Below are 17915 nucleotides of genomic sequence, written 5' to 3'. Positions count from 1 at the left end.
CGTTATTTATTTAATAATTAGAACAACTAGTTATTGAAATAAATGCCTTGTATTTGGCAATTTTTTCTACGTATAAACTTGTTCACTTAATTAATGAAACTGGTATTAGTTAACCTGAATGTGATTTAAAATATTTTTAATCAGTCAAAACAAGAAAGCTGTACTCTGTTGATCAGAGTACAGCTTTTTATGTAGGTTTACTTGTTAATAATTAATTAAAATAATAGGAATAGTTTAACTAACTTGTACATTAAATAAATATTTGAGTTTAAAACTAATTATTTACTCGTAGTACTTATTAACGTTATAAGGTTAATTTTAAAATATTTTAGGTTGATGCCTGATATAGGTCTGTTTGTGGTACAACAAACTTTTTATTGAATTTGGCCGATAATACACCTTTGCGACGAGCCAGTGAAACTTCGAGTTTCTTCGCTACTTTAGCAATTGCAGCATACAACTGTTTATCTGATGCATTTACGGTAACTTGCTCACCTTCATACAAAGTGGTTACTTCAAGTTTTTGTTGATGCGGCTCAACAGTAATGGTTGATTCTAATGTCATGATTGACGGATAATGCTTAGAGATTTTCGCGAATTTATTCTCGATAGATTGCTTAATACCTTCTGTAATTTCAACATGGTGTCCAGAAATTTTAATATTCATAATCTTACCTCTTGGTCATCTTAATCGTAAACTAATCATTCTTTACATCTTCATAATCCTCCTCTCGTCATAAAAATGCAATAGTAATATGGTAGATAAATGCAATTAAATGTAACTAAAAATTATACATCTTTTATCACACTTTTGATTACATTTAAGGCATGAAAAATGCTTGGTATTATGCGTTGAAAACGCAAAAAATAGAGAGTAAAAAAAACGGCAAGTAACTTAAGTACTTGCCGTTTTATAAAATGAAAATAATGTTACGTAATTTTAAATAGAAGCTATTTAAAGTGCCTATCAAAGAAATTCATAATAGTATTATTCAAATGAACTTTTACTTTTTTACCTTTCATGCTGTGTTTGCTACCAGGGTATGTCATTAGTTCAAATTGTTTATTTTCGTCTTGTAATGTCTTAATCAATTTTGTGGTATTGGTAAACAACACATTATCATCAGCCATCCCATGATAAATCAATAATGGATTTTTTAATTCAGGAGCGTAAGGGAAAACACTCGATTTATCATAACCCTCGTTATTAACACTTGGATGGTTTAAATAACGTTCAGTGTAGTGAGTGTCATATAATAACCAGTCAGTTACTGGCGCGCCACTAACACCGGCTTTGAAGTAATCACCGGCTTTGAAAAGAGCCATTAATGCCATATACCCACCATATGAATGGCCATAAATACCAATGCGCTCTTTATCGACAAAAGGTAATTCATGTAAGTATTTAACACCTGTTATTTGATCTTGTATTTCTACTTGCCCCAATTTTTCATAAATAGGAAATTCAAAAGCAGTACCTCGAAAATTAGAGCCTCTATTATCTAGTTGGAAGACAATATAGCCTTGTTGTAACATGTATTGAGTAAAGTCTGCTCCTTCCCATGCGTTTTTAACTTTCTGGACGTGAGGACCACCGTAAACATTAACAATAACAGGATATTTTTTACCTGGAGCCATATCATTAGGTGTATATAATTTATAATAGAGTGTTGCTGTACCATCGTCGCTAGTGAGTGTGCCAAAATTAGGTTGAATTAAATCATCATAATATGGGTTACTAGGATGCGTAGCATCTATTTTGTTTTCCGCTAGCCAAGTTATGTGCTTGCCATTAGCGTCATGTAAACTCACTTGGGTAGGTGTATATATGTTAGAGAAACTATCGATATAACTTGCGTTATCTTTACTAAAACTGATGTTATGGAAACCATTACGTTGACTTAAGCGCGCGACATGCTCAGGAGAGTTCCCATGTAATGGTACGCTGTATAAGTGACGTTCAAGTGGAGTGTCTGCACGACCAGTAAAATAAATCAGCCCATTAGTTTCATCAATTTGGTTAATTTCATCTACTACCCAGTTTCCTTTAGTTAGTTGATTTATTAACTCTCCTTCATTAGTAAAGTGATATAAATGTTTAAAACCATCTCGTTCTGAAGCCCAAATAAACGATTTATTATCATTTAAAAATTTAAGGTCATTATGTAGGTTTATCCAATGATCTGAATGTTCTGTAATTAATGTTTTTTGATCACGTGTTTTTAGGTTATAGGTTTTTAACTTTAAGGTTTTTTGATCACGACTCTGCCATTGATAAGATAAAACTTTGCTGTCAGGTAGCCATTTTACACGTGGAATATAAATATCATTTTTATTTCCTTTCGATGTACCACCCTCGGCTTCATCTAATTTAACAAAACGAATTTTTTTCCCTTTTATATCGGTTACCGCTAATTGTATTGTGACATTATTGGTGCCAGTGGCAGGGTAGCGTTGTTCAATTAACTTGATTTCTTCTGCGTATATTTCATTGCGTATTACCGTTTGTACTGGTGTTTCATCTACACGTAAAAAAGCAATGTGCTTTTCATCTGGAGACCACCAATAACCAGTCATTCGATCCATTTCTTCTTGAGCAACAAACTCACTCATGCCATTTTTTATTGTACCTTTACCATCTTTGGTTAATTGTGTTTCTTTACCGGTATTAATGTTTAGTATGAATACGTTTTGATCACGAATGAAGGATGCGTAGTTACCTTTTGGAGAGAATTTTACATCTGTTTCAAATGCGTCTGTTTGGGTTAGGCGTTTCGCTGTTTTGCTTGCTAAATGGTAGTAGTAAATATCACCATTAAGTGGAAATAATAGCGCATTACCATCATTTGAAAAGGTATATTCTATAATACCAAAGCCATAAACCCGTTGACGTTCACGACGGGCTTTTTCTTCATCAGATAATATTTCCGGACCAGTAAATAACACCTGAGAGTCGACAAGTAAGTTATTTTTTTTGCTTTTAAGATTGTATTCCCATAAATCATAACGATTTAAATCGTCACTTTTCCCTTGTAAATAGGTCACTCGTGAGCCGTCTGGGGAAAACTTTAACGACTTAGGTGTTTGTCCATTTAAATCTGGAGAGCTATAAATACGTTCAATAGTTAATGGCATTGTTGTTTTATCTACTTGAGTAGTGTCTTGTTCTGCTGAATGTACTGTATTTGAAAAAATAAGTACTGATGTAAGCAGAGTACAAGAAGTAAAGAAAGAGCTGACTAATTTTTTGTTCATGTATAAACCAATTTATATTTGTAAATGTTATAAGAAAAGGTGATTTACTATCATTTATATCACCTCTAATGCTTCGCTTAATTTTTTGACACCAATGACTTCCATACCTTTTATCGCTTGTTTAGGCATATTATTAAAAGGAACTATGGCTCGTTTAAAGCCATGTTTTGCTGCTTCATTTATGCGTTCTTGACCGCTTGGTACCGGCCGTATTTCTCCAGATAAACCTACTTCACCAAAAATGACTAAGTCTTGTGGTAGGGCGTTATCTTTAAAGCTAGAAACTAATGCAAGAATTAACGCTAAATCGATACTGGTTTCTGTCACTTTTATACCGCCAACAACATTGACGAACACATCTTGATCGTTAAGCTGAAGACCACCATGACGGTGTAAAATAGCCAGTAACATTGATAATCTATTTTGATCTGCACCAACGGCAACACGGCGTGGGTTTCCTAAAGCAGAATGATCAACCAAGGCTTGAATTTCTACCAATAAAGGACGAGTTCCTTCCCATAACACCATCACAACACTGCCGGCCGTTTGTTCTTCGGTGCGACTAAGAAAAATAGCAGAAGGGTTTTTAACTTCTTTTAACCCTTCGCCGGTCATGGCAAATACACCTAATTCATTAACAGCACCAAAACGGTTTTTATTACCACGAAGTGTTCTATAGCGAGAATCAGTACTACCTTCCAGCATAATCGAGCAATCAATACAATGTTCTAGTACTTTAGGGCCAGCTAGAGAGCCGTCTTTAGTAACATGGCCAACTAATAATATAGCAACATGGTATTGTTTAGCAAAACGTGTCAAATAAGCGGCGCTTTCTCTGACTTGTGAAACACTACCAGGTGCAGATTGTATTTCACTCATGTGCATTACTTGAATAGAGTCAATTACAATAATCTTAGGTTGCTCTTTTATGGCAATTTGACAAATATTTTCAACGCTTGTTTCTGAAAGCATCTGTAATTTATCTGTAGGTAAACTTAAGCGTTTAGCACGCATTGCAACTTGCTGTAATGACTCTTCACCTGTGATATACAAAGCCGGCATATTAGACGCTAAAGTACACATAGTTTGTAGTAATAAAGTACTTTTCCCTGCGCCCGGTTCCCCACCAATCAAAATAGCGCTTCCAGGTACAATACCGCCACCAAGAACGCGATCAAATTCAGCAAAGCCAGATGAAAATCGAGGTAGATCTGTCAAATCAATAGCGTCAAGAGTTTGGACTTTTGCTTGTTCATTGTGCGCAGCACCTGCAAACCCAGCAAAGTTTCCACCACGAGCAGGTAGTTTTGCTTGTCTAAATTCTGAAATAGTATTCCAAGCTTTACAGTCATTACATTGACCTAGCCATCGAGAATATTCAGAGCCACAATCTGTGCAGACATAGGCGGCTTTAGCTTTAGCCATACATTCCCTCTTTGTTGTTTATTAGTTATAGGCACAAAAATTGCTTAGTTATTGCTATATCTGTATTGTTGCAGAGAGCTGCAAGATGATGTATTAAATACTATAGCTGAATTTAAGTCGTTCAAATTATAATGCTATTTGAGCTTGCATTATACTTTATTCAAGAAATTCTTTATTAAACAATAAGAGTAAACATAATATTATTCTATGAGCAAAGACTTTTCAAAATACCAAAAGATAATTCATAACTTTCGCGGTGAAGTAAATAAGCCAAGTTTTGATATCAAGTTTACTCAACAGACTAAACAGATGACTAAGACGGAAAAATTCTTATTAAAAATGGAATTGAAACGCTTAGCGAGCACTTGTACTCGGTCTATTGATTTACGTGGTTTAGTTAACGGAGATTGTAAGTTATTTCAATATTGTGGGCAAAGCCACTTTTTAGATGACATTGCTATTAATGTATTTCAAGAAAATGTAGATAAATATCAAGGTTATACTTTCGGCGTTTATGAAGCAGTAAAAAATACAGAAAATAATTTCCGTGTTATTTATCAGAAAGAACAACAGCATATAGATCAGCTAAAATCAAAAGAAGCACAGGTAGAACTTCCTAAAAAAACAATCGAGAAACTTCAATACCCTGTTAAGTACGTTCCTTGTAGTCAACGATATAATCGAATGGAAGAACGAATGAATTTTGTTGTGCCTTTTGCAATAGCGTTGGACGATAATCAGAAAAAGTCAGTGAATAGTATTGATATCAGCGTGACAGGATTAAAGTTTCGATTGAATAGTAAGTTACCTCTTTATATAGACCAAAAAATTACAATCGTTTTCAAAGATATTGAAAGTGACTTTCAATTTTCTCGCGGAGACAGTTTAGAATATCAAATAAAAAATATTTACAGTGATGAAAATACCCAACTTGTTGGTTGCCAACGTATAGATGATTTTGAAAATGATGACTTTAAAACCTTTTTACTTGATTATATTCAAGTTAATAAACGTAGATATAAAATTAATTTAGAAAATACTATTGCGGCATTACAATCTAGAAGCTTTGAACAATATGTTTTACCCAAAATTAATGAGTTACCTATATATTTTCAACTAAACGGCAATCAAATTATTCCTCGTTATGTATTAACAACAAACAATAATCAACCTACCTTTCAATACTGGCAAGATGAAGAGCACCACTCTAATTTACATTCACTCGTTAATGAAGCGCGCTTGCCTCGTTTGTTAAAAAGATATAAGCAAGGTAAGTCGCTGTTGGTTTACAGCTTTATTCATCAACATCAAGGTAAAGACTATTTTTATACTGTAGATGAAGAGCAATTATCTCAAGAAAATGACTTTTTCCCTGAGTTTTTTACTTTTGCAGCTAAAAGAGCTTCTTTTTCAGTGACCAAATTAACTTACTTTACTATTGATAAGTCAACGATACACTCTCCTTTTATTTTATCAAATAGCCAAGATCCAGATGAACAATATATAAACCCACCCCCTTCAAAAGAAGTGATTAATTGTATTGATTCATTGTCCTTTGGTGTTGTTGCTAGTGATATTACGCATCAAACCTCTATTGTTGAGTATCAAGGTTTTTCAAATAAAGGAATAGATGTAAATAAATTGAAAAAGTTTGGACATAAGCGTTTAAAAAATAAATTGGTTGTTCAGCAGTTAGGCATCAGCTATAAGAATTTGCGACAAGAGCCTAGGTTTATTTATAAAACGCCGGTTATATTGGAAAATAATAAACAAGAATGGCAAGCGAACTCTATCGACTTCTCTGTTTCAGGTGTTAAGTTGGTACTAAGTGAAGGTGTAGGGGTTCGTGCTGGTGATGTTATTAGCATGACATTTCCAAGCCTACAAAAGATAACTTCATCCCATGAATTGAAAAAATTACCTTATGAGGTTATAAAAGTTAATCAGAAAAAAACAGTGCTTAATTGCAAAGTTTATATTAGATCACACCAGCATGTAGGTCGCACATTTTTTAAATTATTAATTGAGAAAAATAAAGAGAAGCTAACCACTGATGAAGGAAGTTCATTGTTGCCGGGTTTAGCTGAATCACTGCGTACACACTATTCTCAATGCATTGAAGTTCCTACATTAATTGTACAAACAAGTGGTAGCCGTTACAAAGTAGAAGTGCTGGTTACCAATAATCAGGATAATGATTTTTTAGAGCGATTACGTATACTTAGTGATAGAAAAGGCTATTACAATTTCTATCCTATATTAACCAAGCTATATAAGGATAACTTTCTTGATTCTTGCCTGAAGAAGCTGGTAATAAATGCTGAGCCTATTACTGATGTTCTTTATATTTCTATTGCTAATAATGTTGATCAAATTGATAAAGGGGTGAGTATAAAGTTTGAGCGAGAGTTGAATACGTCAGCGTTGAGGAAAAACTTTATCAAGCAAGCAACCCAAAAAGGCAGTTTCTTCAGTTTTCAATTAAAAATATCACGTACTAACACACCTAATTTAGAATATTTAAACGCTGAGCTTAGCTATATTAGCACTTATGCTATACACCGTAGTAAACAAATAGAGCAAGATATTTTGAGTGTTGTTGCATCTATTCAATGTATCGATATTACGCATGAAGTTTTGTACAGCCATCGATTATAGTTAATACCTCGAATTTTAATGACTGTAGAGTGCAGTTATCGGCTCTATTATTTATAATAGAGCCGTCTAGTTAGGCTAACCAATGTAATAAACAATCTAACCCTTGTTGGTTAATGCTACTATCAGCTTGTGCTAATACAATGGGTTTAGCGTGAAATGCAACGCCTAAGTTAGCAGCAGCCATCATCACAAGATCATTAGCGCCATCACCCATAGCAACGGTTTGAGCATGAGGAATTTGATATTTATCTGCTAATAAATTTAATGAATCTGCCTTTACTTGCGCATCGACAACACTACCTAAGACTTTTCCGGTGAGTTTACCGTCAACAATCTCTAATACATTAGCAAAAGTTGCATCAAGAGCTAACATATCCTTAAGGTGATCAGCAAAATAAGTGAAGCCCCCAGATGCGACTGCGATACGCCAATTATGTTTTTTAAGCTCGCTAATTAATGTTTCTAATCCCGCCATTAATGGAATGTTTTTTGCTACATCGGCAAGAATTTTCTCAGGTGCATTAGCTAATGTTGCAACACGTTGATGTAAGCTTTGAGAGAAATCTAATTGACCTTGCATAGCTAATTCTGTTACCGCAGATACTTCTTCACCAACACCCGCTAATTTCGCTATTTCATCAATACATTCAATTTCAATGGTGGTTGAATCCATATCCATGACTAATAAGCCTGGTGTATTAAGCTTTGGAGCATTTAGAATTAATGCCGCCTCTATTTTATTTGCTAAGGCAAAGTCAGCAATGGCTTGGCGAGATTTAATGAAATCAGTACAAGTCACATTAAAACGATAACTTGTCTGGTTATTGCGGGTGTTTATTGCAATTAAGCTATCAATAGTAAAATAGCCATTACCTTGCAATAATAGTAAATTTTGTAATGTTAAATCAGAAAACACCACTAATTCAGGTTTTGATGAGTCAATATTATGACCTTCATTTAATGCTAAGCGCTCATCATTTAAAGTAAAATCAAGAGGTAATTTACTTTTAATTTCACTCTGTGCAAAGTGATTTTCAAGCGATAATGATGATATTTCAGTAGAAAAGGATACAGTAGTAGAAAAAGACACGTTAACTCTCTATTATAGGTGCATGTATTTCGATACCATGCATTTTTATGATGAATAAATTAGAACAGCCTTTATACCCTAAACTATCGTCAATTTATAATAAAATTCTGCAATTAGTTAGTGCTATTTTGCTTATAGTCTTGCTGCTGGTATTTTTAGTGGATAATACAGAAAAAAATAATCAAATTATTGAGCAGCATTTTGAACAAGTTGCCGATAAACTTTTAGGGCAAGCTATTGCCGGCATTTCAGTAATTTTAATGAATAATAGTAATTCTATCTCCAAAATAGAACGTAATGCTCAAGTACAGTCCTATGTAAATAATCTTGCTGATGCTGATTATATTAAACATGTACATTTTTATGATAACACTGGACAGTTACTGTTGAAGTCCGAGTCGAGTGGTGAAGTTAGCAGTACGATTAAATATCTTTATGGTATTGATGAAGTGATGCCGTCACTTGATAAAAGTAAACTATATGTTCCCGTTATTAAAGAAATTAGAAATACAGAGCTTCAGGGCTATTTACGACTGACGATAGAAAAGTCTTATTTAACGTCAGCGTTAATGCATAACAACTATGAAAGTCATACATCGTTCAGGTTATTACTTATTGTCGCAGGCGTTATCGGTTTTCTCCTGACACGAGGTTTAAATCGATTTAGTAGACAAGGCTATAGAGCACCTAAAACCTACTAATTAAAGAATAACTCTTCAACATTATGCTCTATCTGTGCAGCAATCATTGTTGCTGGCTCGTCTCTTATCACTGATAAAGCCTGAAATACTGCAAGTACATTTAGCGGAGAGTTATTGCTGCCTTGAGTTCCAAAAGGGGGCATAGACGGAGCATCAGTTTCTAATAATAAGCTGGATAAAGGTAGACGCTTTACTGCATCAATTGTTTTTTTAGCTCTAGGGTAGGTGATAGTACCGCCAATACCTAGCTTAAACCCTAAATTCACATAGTCTTTAGCTTGTTGATAACTTCCTGAAAATGCATGTATAACCCCTGCGTTTGCCAGTTTATATTGTTTTAGTAACGCTAGTATTAGTGGGTGTGATTGGCAGTGATGAATAATAACGGGTAAATTATTTTCTTTTGCAATGCCTAATTGCATTTCAAAAAACGCTTCTTGTAATTGAATGTTTTTATTATATTCATCTTCATTCCTTGTACTTGTTTTTGCTTTGCCAATATCAATACCGCACTCTCCAATCGCAACAATTTTATTCTGATGAGAGCTATGGTTATCGATGATCGCTTGCTTGAGTTTAAGCTCCTGTGAAGCAACATCATAATTTTTTGGCAAGTTAATATCTTGTTGTATAACAAACCAAGGATGAAAGCCTAAACTGCATGTTATATTTATTGGTGTGATTTTTTCTGTTAACGATATGACTCTTTGCCAGTGGCTTGGCTTAACAGCAGGAACAATAATACGGTGAATGTTATTTGTGTCACATTGCTGTAGAAGTTGAGAGAGGTTAGCGTCAAAGGCAGAGAAATCAAGATGGCAATGACTATCGGTAAACTCCATCATCGCCTCTTTATTTGATAAAAAACTAACGAACAATGGTTGGTGACTGCTCGTTAATTATTTCTTCTAGTTGAAATTTTTTAAGTAAATCGTATGTAAGTCAGCAGCGCTTTTGTTTTAACAACATGGTTAGCACTGCTGGCTCGTTATTACTTAGCCGATAAATGCTCTTGCATTGCGGAACATGCGAACCCAAGGTGAATCTTCACCCCAGCTATCAGGATGCCATGAATTAGCAACCGTTCTAAATACACGTTCAGGATGAGGCATCATAATGGTTACACGACCATCAGTCGTTGTTAATGAGGTAATACCGTCTACTGAGCCGTTAGGGTTAGCAGGGTAAGTTTCAGTAACATCACCGTAGTTATTGACAAAACGCATTGATACTGTGCCTGAATTATTTGCAGCATCAATTGCTTCATCAGATTTAAACTCAGCATGACCTTCACCGTGTGAAACAGCGATTGGCATACGAGAACCTGCCATACCTTTAAATAATACAGAAGGACTTTCTTGAATTTCAACTAATGAGAAACGTGCTTCAAAGCGCTCAGATTTGTTTTGCACAAAATGAGGCCAGTGCTCAGCGCCAGGGATGATTTCTTTTAAATTAGATAACATCTGACAACCGTTACACACACCTAAACTAAAGGTATCTTCACGTTCAAAGAAAGCCTTAAACATAGCACGTGCATTGGTATTAAATAGAATTGATTTTGCCCAACCTTCACCAGCACCTAATACGTCACCGTATGAGAAACCACCGCAAGCAACTAAACCATTAAAATCGGCTAAATCAGTTCTGCCAGATAATATGTCTGACATATGCACATCAATAGCTACAAAACCGGCTCTATCAAAGGATGCCGCCATTTCTACATGGGAGTTAACACCTTGCTCACGTAAAATAGCAATGCGTGGGTTGGTGAGCACACTATTAGTAGAATTAGCAGCATCTTTAGCAATCAAATCGGCCACAATATCTTCATTAATATCAAATGTAAGCTTTGTGTTTAAGCCTGGATCTTCAGTATCAAATTTAACATCATGTTCTTGTTGAGCACATTCAGGATTATCACGCAGCGATTGCATTTTATAAGTTGTTTGTGCCCAAGTAGTGCGGTAATAAGTACGAGAATTCTCCAGTACTACTTCACCGTCACGGCTAAAGCGAATAATGTCTTCGTCATTAAGCGTACCTACTACAGTACTGCAAGCTAAAATACCGTGCTCAGTTAAAACAGAATTAACTGTTTCAATGTCACTGTCAAGTACTTGAATTACACCACCTAACTCTTCATTGAATAAGGTTGCTAAATCATCGTTAGCACCATTTGATAACTTACTGATATCAATATCAACACCAGTATGGCCTGCAAATGCCATTTCACTAATCGTTGTAAATAAGCCACCATCTGAAATATCGTGATAAGCAATGACTTTTTCAGCGCGAACTAAGGTTTGCATCGCGTTGAAGAAGCCTTTTAATATTTCTGGATTATCAACATCTGGTGTTTCACTACCAAGTTGTTTGTAAACTTGTGCTAAACATGAACCACCCAAGCGTTTTTTGCCTTGAGATAAGTCAATAGCGATAAGACGTGTTGCACCTTTATCAGAGCGAAGCTCTGGAGTGACTGTTTTACGTATATCTTCAACAGCACCAAAAGCTGTAATAATAAGTGAAAGTGGAGATGTTACTGATTTTTGTACACCATCATCTTCCCATTGAGTCTTCATCGACATTGAGTCTTTGCCCACAGGGATAGTTAAGCCAAGCGCAGGGCATAACTCCTCACCAATGGCTTTAACCGCTTCATAAAGACCAGCATCTTCGCCAGGGTGACCGGCAGGTGACATCCAGTTTGCAGAAAGTTTGATACGGTTTAATCTATCACCGTCAGAGCCAGCGATATCAGTACCTGCAATATTGGTTAGTGATTCAGCTACAGCTAAGCGAGCAGAAGCACCAAAGTTTAATAAGGCAACCGGCGTACGTTCGCCTAACGACATCGCTTCACCGTGGTAAGAATCAAGCGCTGATGCGGTAACACCACAATCGGCAACAGGAACTTGCCAAGGACCAACCATTTGATCACGATTAACCATACCGGTTACAGATCTATCACCAATGGTTATAAGAAACGTTTTTTCAGCAACGGTAGGAAGACTTAAGATTCTATCTGCAGCATCAGTTAATGTAACTTTACTTAAATCTAGGCAATCTCCAACGGCTTTTGCTGACTTAACATCTTTGATAATCTTAGGTGTTTTACCTAACAGAACATCAAGTGGTAAATCAATTGGTGTATTTAGTTGTTCATCATCAGCGAAATGTGAATCAGTAACCGTTAAGTGTTCTTCTTCTGTAGCACGACCAACAACTGCATATGGTGCACGTTCACGTTCACATATTTTTTTAAACGTTGCTAAATTTTTATCTGAAACAGCAATAACGTAACGCTCTTGAGATTCGTTACACCAAATTTCATGTGGTGCCATGCTGCGTTCATCATTTGGCACATTACGCAGTTCAAATACACCACCACGTCCGCCATCAGATACTAATTCAGGAAAGGCATTAGATAAACCACCTGCGCCAACATCATGAATGAAGGCGATTGGATTGTTTTCACCAAGTTGCCAACACTTATCGATTACTTCCTGACAACGACGTTCCATTTCAGGGTTTTCACGTTGAACAGAGGCAAAATCTAGATTTTCAGCGGATTGACCTGAAGCCATTGATGATGCTGCACCGCCACCTAAACCAATGTTCATTGCCGGACCACCTAAAGCGATCAAGTTTGCACCTACAACGATTTCACGCTTTTGTACGTGCTCATCACGAATATTACCTAAACCACCAGCAAGCATAATAGGCTTATGGTAACCACGTACTTCAACGCCGTTGAATGAATTAACTTCTTCTTCGTAAGTACGGAAGTAACCTAAAATAGCAGGACGACCAAATTCATTGTTAAATGCTGCGCCACCCAATGGACCTTCCATCATAATGTCGAATGCATTAACAATACGGCTTGGTTTGCCAAAATCGGTTTCCCAAGGTTGGACAAACTCAGGAATACGTAAATTAGATACAGAAAAACCAACTAAACCTGCTTTAGGTTTAGAGCCTACACCTGTTGCCCCTTCATCACGAATTTCACCACCACTACCTGTTGCTGCACCTGGATAAGGTGAAATAGCAGTAGGGTGGTTATGGGTTTCAACCTTCATCAATACCTGAATATCTTCCTGGTGATAACCGTAAACATTTGTTTCAGCATTAGGGAAGAAACGTCCACCTTTATTACCAACCATTACAGCAGCATTATCACTATAAGCACTAAGCACGTAATCGCTGTTTAGTTCGTGTGTATTACGAATCATTTTAAATAATGATTTCTCTTGCTTAACGCCATCAATAGTCCAATCAGCGTTAAATATTTTATGGCGACAATGTTCTGAGTTTGCTTGCGCAAACATATATAGTTCAATATCGTGCGGGTTGCGGCCTAATTTAGTGAAGTTTTCAAATAAATAATTAACTTCATCTTCAGCAAGTGCTAAGCCTAATTCAACGTTAGCGTTAACTAAAGCTGCCTTACCACCGTTTTCAATATCAATGGCTGTAAGCTTGCCTGGTTCGCTGCTAGCAAATAATAAGCTTGCTTGCTCAAAGTCATTGAAAATACTTTCCATCATGCGGTCATGCAATAATGCATTTAATTGTACTTCTTGAGCTGAAGTTAATGTTTTACCATCCTCTATTGATACGTAGTAAGCAATACCACGCTCCAAACGAACGATGTTAGTAAGACCACAGTTATGTGCAATATCAGTAGATTTAGATGACCAAGGAGAGATAGTGCCTGGACGAGGAGTCACCAATAAAAACAAACCATTAGGTTGATGTTCTTCAATGGTAGGACCATAAGTAAGTAATTGCTGTAATACATTCTCATCGTTTGAACTTAATTCTTCTTTAAGTTGAGCAAAATGAGCAAATTCAGCATAAATATCATTTACCGGTAGCTGTAATTCTTCACATTGAGTTAATAACTTTTTAACTCTGAATTCCGAAAGTGCAGGAGCGCCACGAAGGTTTTTAATTAACGTCGTCTTAGGCATCGTCATAGGGTAATCACCAAGTTTTTATAGGTTTTTTGATTAGACTAACTATCGAGCTTAGCCTAAGCGAAAATTTCGCGCGTATTATAGTTTAAAACTCAACTTTTAGTAAGCGTTAAAAGCTTCTGTTTGTATGAAAATTTAACTTTTAAAAAAAGAGCTTGGCTAACAAGGAAATACACGACACAATTACACTATGAAATTTATAAATTGTCACTCAAAAAAGTCATTAATAATACAAAAGGTATTTATTACTTTTCTATTACTTGGGACGCTTGTTTCTTGTAGTGAAAAAAATCAAAAAGTAACCTTTGAACGTATTATTGAGCGTGGTTATATCACGATTGGTACTTTATATGGTGCCAATAGTTTTTATGCGCAAGGTAATGATATTCAAGGTAATGGCATGGAGATGGATGCCTACGCAGGATTTGAATATGAATTGGCAAAACAGTATGCTGATTATTTAAATGTCTCGTTAAAAATTGTACCAAGTTACTCTTTGGATGAACTCTTTGCTAAGCTAAATTCTGGAGAAGTTGATCTGCTGGCTGCTGGCTTAGCAGTAACAGAAAAGCGTTTGCTTGATTTTGATTTTGCCCCGAGCTATACAAATGTCAGTCAAAAATTGGTCTTTAAACAAGGTAATGTAAGACCTAGAGAAGTAAGCGATTTGACAGGAACTTTAATGGTGACAGCTAGCTCTAGCCATGTAGAAAGTTTAAATAAACTTAAACAAATTCATCCTGATCTTAAATGGATTGAAACAAGTGATTTTGACGGTGAAGAGTTATTGGCTAAATTACTTAATGATGAAATAGATTATACCATTGTTGACAGTAATACGCTGGCGTCAAGCCGTCGCTATTATCCTGAAATTAGTATCGGTTTTACTATTCAAGAAACAGAGCCTTTAGCATGGATGGTAAATAAAACTACTGACGACGCTATTTTAGCAAGTTTAGTCGAGTTTTTTGGTCAAGTTCATCACAATGGTTCTTTGTTGGCGCTAGATGATAAATACTATGGACATATTGAGCAGTTCAATTACGTAGAAACACGCACTTTTATTAAGGCTGTGAAAACTAGATTACCTGAATATCAAAATATTTTTCAAAAATATAGTCAAGATATCGATTGGCGATTACTGGCAGCAATTAGTTATCAAGAATCGCATTGGAAGCCACATGCTCGTTCACATACCGGTGTAAGAGGTATGATGATGTTAACGTTAGCTACGGCTAAACAAATGGGGATCAAAAGTCGTTTAGATCCAGAACAAAGTATTCGTGGTGGAAGTAAATATTTCAAGCGCATGATAGCTAAAATGCCTGATCGAATTCCAAATCCAGATCGTATTTGGTTTGCGTTAGCGTCTTATAATGTTGGTTTTGGCCATTTAAATGATGCACGTATTATTACACAGCAACAAGGCGGTGATCCTGATCGCTGGGTAGAAGTAAAAGCTCGCTTACCATTATTACAACAAAAGAAATATTATAAAAATACAAAGTATGGTTACGCTCGAGGAACTGAGCCGGTGCATTATGTTGATAATATTCGCCGTTACTACGATACGCTAACTTGGCTAGATGACAAGTCAAAAGAAGCTATTGAGAAAGCCATTGAAGAAGTTGAAGCAATGGACGCCGCAGAAAAAAGTTTAGAAGAAGAAGCAGCTGAATAAATGTGTTGTTTCGATGGTATTATTTTTTTTAATTTAATCCTTTGCCTTATTCTTTGCTGATATTAGCTGATTCCATATTTAGATACATGCGAAATCCAGCAATAGCGACTACTTAGAACAATTTAATTAACTTGTATTTTGTCATATTCGTGTCATATTTATCGACAATAATGTGTGCGAATTAATTTTAACTACTAATACAAGAGAGAATAAAATGAAAAATAGAAGACAAGCAACTGCAAGAAAGAAACATTTAAAAGTACAACATCATAAAGTAAACTCACGACGTCAATTTTTCTTCAATCAAGTTGTGAATCAAGAGTCAGCACAACAAACAAAAGAAAATTAATTCTTTTGTTTTTACTATGGTAAGTAATAAATTATTTAAACTCTGATGTAAGCTTTAATGCTTTCTTAGCTAATTTCTTTTCACTACGTCTGCGTTTAAAAAAGCCTGATAATAATTCACTACATTGCTCAACCATAATCCCACCATCTACCTCTATTTGATGGTTTAGTTGCGATGTTCCTACCAGATTGAAAATACTTCCAGCAGCGCCTGTTTTTAAGTCGGGGCTTGCATACACTAAACGCTGAATTCTACTATGTACCAATAAACCTGCACACATAGGACAAGGTTCAAGCGTTACATACAAAGTGCAGTTCAATAGTCGATAATTATTAAGGTATTTTCCTGCTTGGCGGATTGCGATCATCTCAGCATGAGCAGAGGGATCATTACGTAATATAGATTGATTAAAGCCTTCACCGATAATATCTCCTTGATAGACAACGACGGCACCAACAGGAATTTCATTATGTTGCTCTGCTTGTTGGGCGAGTTCATATGCTCGTTGCATAAAAGTTAGATCATTGTCAGTGGTCATTAAAGAAAAAGCTCCAGTAAATCATTTAAATATCTATGTCCAAGCGCTGTTACCTGCCATGTTTCTTGATTAGGGGGAGTATCAAGGCATTCCATTAATAGTTTAGTTTGTGCCTGTTGTAATATTGGTAATATAGTGGTTGAAGCTAACCCCGTTCGTTGTTGATAATGGCTGAGTGTAAAAGGGGAAGATAATCTTAATTGGTTCATCATATACTCAAATGGTAACTCTTCATGAGAGACAGTAGTTAAGTGATCTAGTGGATCTCGAGTTGAATCTAGGTACCCTTTAGGATGCTTTACTTTTACTGTTCGTTGAATAATGTTTGACTCAACATTGGTAATTTTACCGTGAGCACCACAACCTATCCCAAGGTAATCACCAAAGCGCCAGTAATTTAGATTATGTTGGCATTGCTTGCTGTTTTTATTGTCTTTTTCCGTCGGCTTTAAACTAAAAGCTGATATTTCGTATTGCTTATAACCAGCCTCAGTTAGTAATTTGAAGCCTTCGTCTTGAATATTCCATAAGGTTTCATCTTGCGGTAGTTTTGGTGGTTTAGAATAAAAAGCTGTATTAGGCTCAATAGTTAATTGATACCAAGAAAGGTGATCGGGCTTAAGGTTAATCGCCGTTTTTAAATCGTCTAGAGCATTTTCGATACTTTGATTAGGTAAGCCGTGCATTAAATCTAAATTAAAGCTTTGAACACCAGAATTTGTAGCAAGTTGTGCAGCTTGCTTTGCTTGGTCAACATTATGAATTCTACCAAGTTTGACTAATTTTTCTGATTCAAAACTTTGTACGCCAATAGACAAGCGAGTAACCCCTGCCTTGGCAAAGCCAATAAATTTATCTGCTTCTACAGTACCTGGGTTTGCTTCTAGTGTAACTTCTATCAATTCTTCTGGTGCAGCGCTTTGTAATGCACCATTAATAAATCGTGAAAATACTTGTTGCAGTAAACTTTCAATCGATTGCGCTGAAAATAAACTAGGTGTTCCGCCACCAATAAAAATAGAATGTAGTGGTCTTTTTTGTAAATTAAATCGCTCAATATCTGCATCTAAATCAGCGATCAAAGCCTGTACATAATCTTGTTCAGGTATTTTTGATTTAAGTGCATGGGAATTAAAATCACAATAAGGACACTTTTCAACACACCATGGTATGTGAATATATAAAGAAAGCGGTGGTGTTGTTAACAAGTTAGTACTCACTATTAATTTCTAT

The 17915-nt window shown here is 35.8% G+C and carries 12 protein-coding genes; 4 read left to right on the top strand and 8 right to left on the bottom strand.

Translation table 11 applies throughout. From position 1 onward, the window contains the following. Positions 1-328: 328 nt before the first annotated feature. The 3 genes from raiA to radA all read right to left on the bottom strand — a co-directional run bounded on the left by raiA (position 329) and on the right by radA (position 4680). Positions 329-667, bottom strand: a complete 339-nt coding sequence (gene raiA / locus Q4503_RS11660) for a ribosome-associated translation inhibitor RaiA (RefSeq protein WP_215971312.1) — start codon at positions 665-667, stop codon at positions 329-331. 284 nt (positions 668-951) lie between these two features. Then, on the bottom strand, positions 952-3135 hold the full coding sequence (locus Q4503_RS11655; RefSeq protein WP_303602366.1) for a S9 family peptidase: 2184 nt from the start codon (positions 3133-3135) through the stop codon (positions 952-954). A gap of 174 nt (positions 3136-3309) precedes the next feature. Beyond that, positions 3310-4680, bottom strand: a complete 1371-nt coding sequence (gene radA, locus Q4503_RS11650; protein WP_215971310.1) for a DNA repair protein RadA — start codon at positions 4678-4680, stop codon at positions 3310-3312. A gap of 207 nt (positions 4681-4887) precedes the next feature. Here radA and Q4503_RS11645 point away from each other — a divergent pair, with 207 nt between their 5' ends. Further along, the gene (locus tag Q4503_RS11645) at positions 4888-7338 is read left to right on the top strand and encodes a PilZ domain-containing protein (protein WP_215971309.1); all 2451 of its coding nucleotides are present in this window, start codon (positions 4888-4890) and stop codon (positions 7336-7338) included. A gap of 70 nt (positions 7339-7408) precedes the next feature. Here the strand turns inward: Q4503_RS11645 and serB are convergent, their stop codons facing one another. Beyond that, a complete protein-coding gene (serB, locus tag Q4503_RS11640) occupies positions 7409-8428 on the bottom strand; it encodes a phosphoserine phosphatase SerB (RefSeq protein ID WP_303602363.1) in 1020 nt (339 codons plus the stop codon). A 47-nt stretch (positions 8429-8475) separates the two neighbouring features. Here serB and Q4503_RS11635 point away from each other — a divergent pair, with 47 nt between their 5' ends. Continuing rightward, on the top strand, positions 8476-9129 hold the full coding sequence (locus Q4503_RS11635) for an AhpA/YtjB family protein (RefSeq protein WP_215971308.1): 654 nt from the start codon (positions 8476-8478) through the stop codon (positions 9127-9129). Here Q4503_RS11635 and Q4503_RS11630 read toward each other — a convergent pair. Together Q4503_RS11630 and purL are read right to left on the bottom strand one after the other, a co-directional pair. Then, positions 9126-10007: a TatD family hydrolase gene (locus tag Q4503_RS11630; protein WP_303602362.1), complete on the bottom strand. Its 882-nt coding sequence runs from the start codon at positions 10005-10007 to the stop codon at positions 9126-9128. The two genes, Q4503_RS11635 and Q4503_RS11630, sit on opposite strands and share 4 nt — an antisense overlap. Before the next feature lie 117 nt (positions 10008-10124). Then, the gene (gene purL / locus Q4503_RS11625; protein ID WP_303602365.1) at positions 10125-14090 is read right to left on the bottom strand and encodes a phosphoribosylformylglycinamidine synthase; all 3966 of its coding nucleotides are present in this window, start codon (positions 14088-14090) and stop codon (positions 10125-10127) included. Positions 14091-14304: 214 nt separating this feature from the next. Here purL and mltF point away from each other — a divergent pair, with 214 nt between their 5' ends. Further along, positions 14305-15795, top strand: coding sequence for a membrane-bound lytic murein transglycosylase MltF (mltF, locus tag Q4503_RS11620; protein WP_303602361.1), 1491 nt, complete (start codon positions 14305-14307; stop codon positions 15793-15795). A 214-nt stretch (positions 15796-16009) separates the two neighbouring features. Beyond that, positions 16010-16144: a hypothetical protein gene (locus Q4503_RS11615; protein WP_289847510.1), complete on the top strand. Its 135-nt coding sequence runs from the start codon at positions 16010-16012 to the stop codon at positions 16142-16144. A 31-nt stretch (positions 16145-16175) separates the two neighbouring features. Here Q4503_RS11615 and tadA read toward each other — a convergent pair whose 3' ends face one another. Continuing rightward, positions 16176-16682, bottom strand: a complete 507-nt coding sequence (gene tadA, locus Q4503_RS11610) for a tRNA adenosine(34) deaminase TadA (protein ID WP_215971305.1) — start codon at positions 16680-16682, stop codon at positions 16176-16178. Continuing rightward, on the bottom strand, positions 16682-17902 hold the full coding sequence (gene hemW / locus Q4503_RS11605) for a radical SAM family heme chaperone HemW (RefSeq protein WP_303602360.1): 1221 nt from the start codon (positions 17900-17902) through the stop codon (positions 16682-16684). Before hemW ends, tadA begins: the two co-directional genes overlap by 1 nt. Between the last annotated feature and the right edge of the window lie 13 nt (positions 17903-17915).

Origin of the sequence: Colwellia sp. 6_MG-2023 (genome assembly GCF_030547765.1) — a bacterium.
GTDB lineage: Bacteria > Pseudomonadota > Gammaproteobacteria > Enterobacterales > Alteromonadaceae > Colwellia.
This window is presented reverse-complemented; position numbering and strand designations above follow the sequence as displayed.

What these genes read in the sequence shown, in the direction of transcription:
- mltF (WP_303602361.1), top strand. Translation starts at nt 14,305, where the DNA reads ATGAAATTTATAAATTGTCACTCAAAAAAGTCATTAATAATACAAAAG.
- radA (WP_215971310.1), bottom strand. Translation starts at nt 4,680, where the DNA reads ATGGCTAAAGCTAAAGCCGCCTATGTCTGCACAGATTGTGGCTCTGAA.
- Q4503_RS11655 (WP_303602366.1), bottom strand. Translation starts at nt 3,135, where the DNA reads ATGCCATTAACTATTGAACGTATTTATAGCTCTCCAGATTTAAATGGA.
- Q4503_RS11645 (WP_215971309.1), top strand. Translation starts at nt 4,888, where the DNA reads ATGAGCAAAGACTTTTCAAAATACCAAAAGATAATTCATAACTTTCGC.
- Q4503_RS11615 (WP_289847510.1), top strand. Translation starts at nt 16,010, where the DNA reads ATGAAAAATAGAAGACAAGCAACTGCAAGAAAGAAACATTTAAAAGTA.
- raiA (WP_215971312.1), bottom strand. Translation starts at nt 667, where the DNA reads ATGAATATTAAAATTTCTGGACACCATGTTGAAATTACAGAAGGTATT.
- Q4503_RS11635 (WP_215971308.1), top strand. Translation starts at nt 8,476, where the DNA reads ATGATGAATAAATTAGAACAGCCTTTATACCCTAAACTATCGTCAATT.
- tadA (WP_215971305.1), bottom strand. Translation starts at nt 16,682, where the DNA reads ATGACCACTGACAATGATCTAACTTTTATGCAACGAGCATATGAACTC.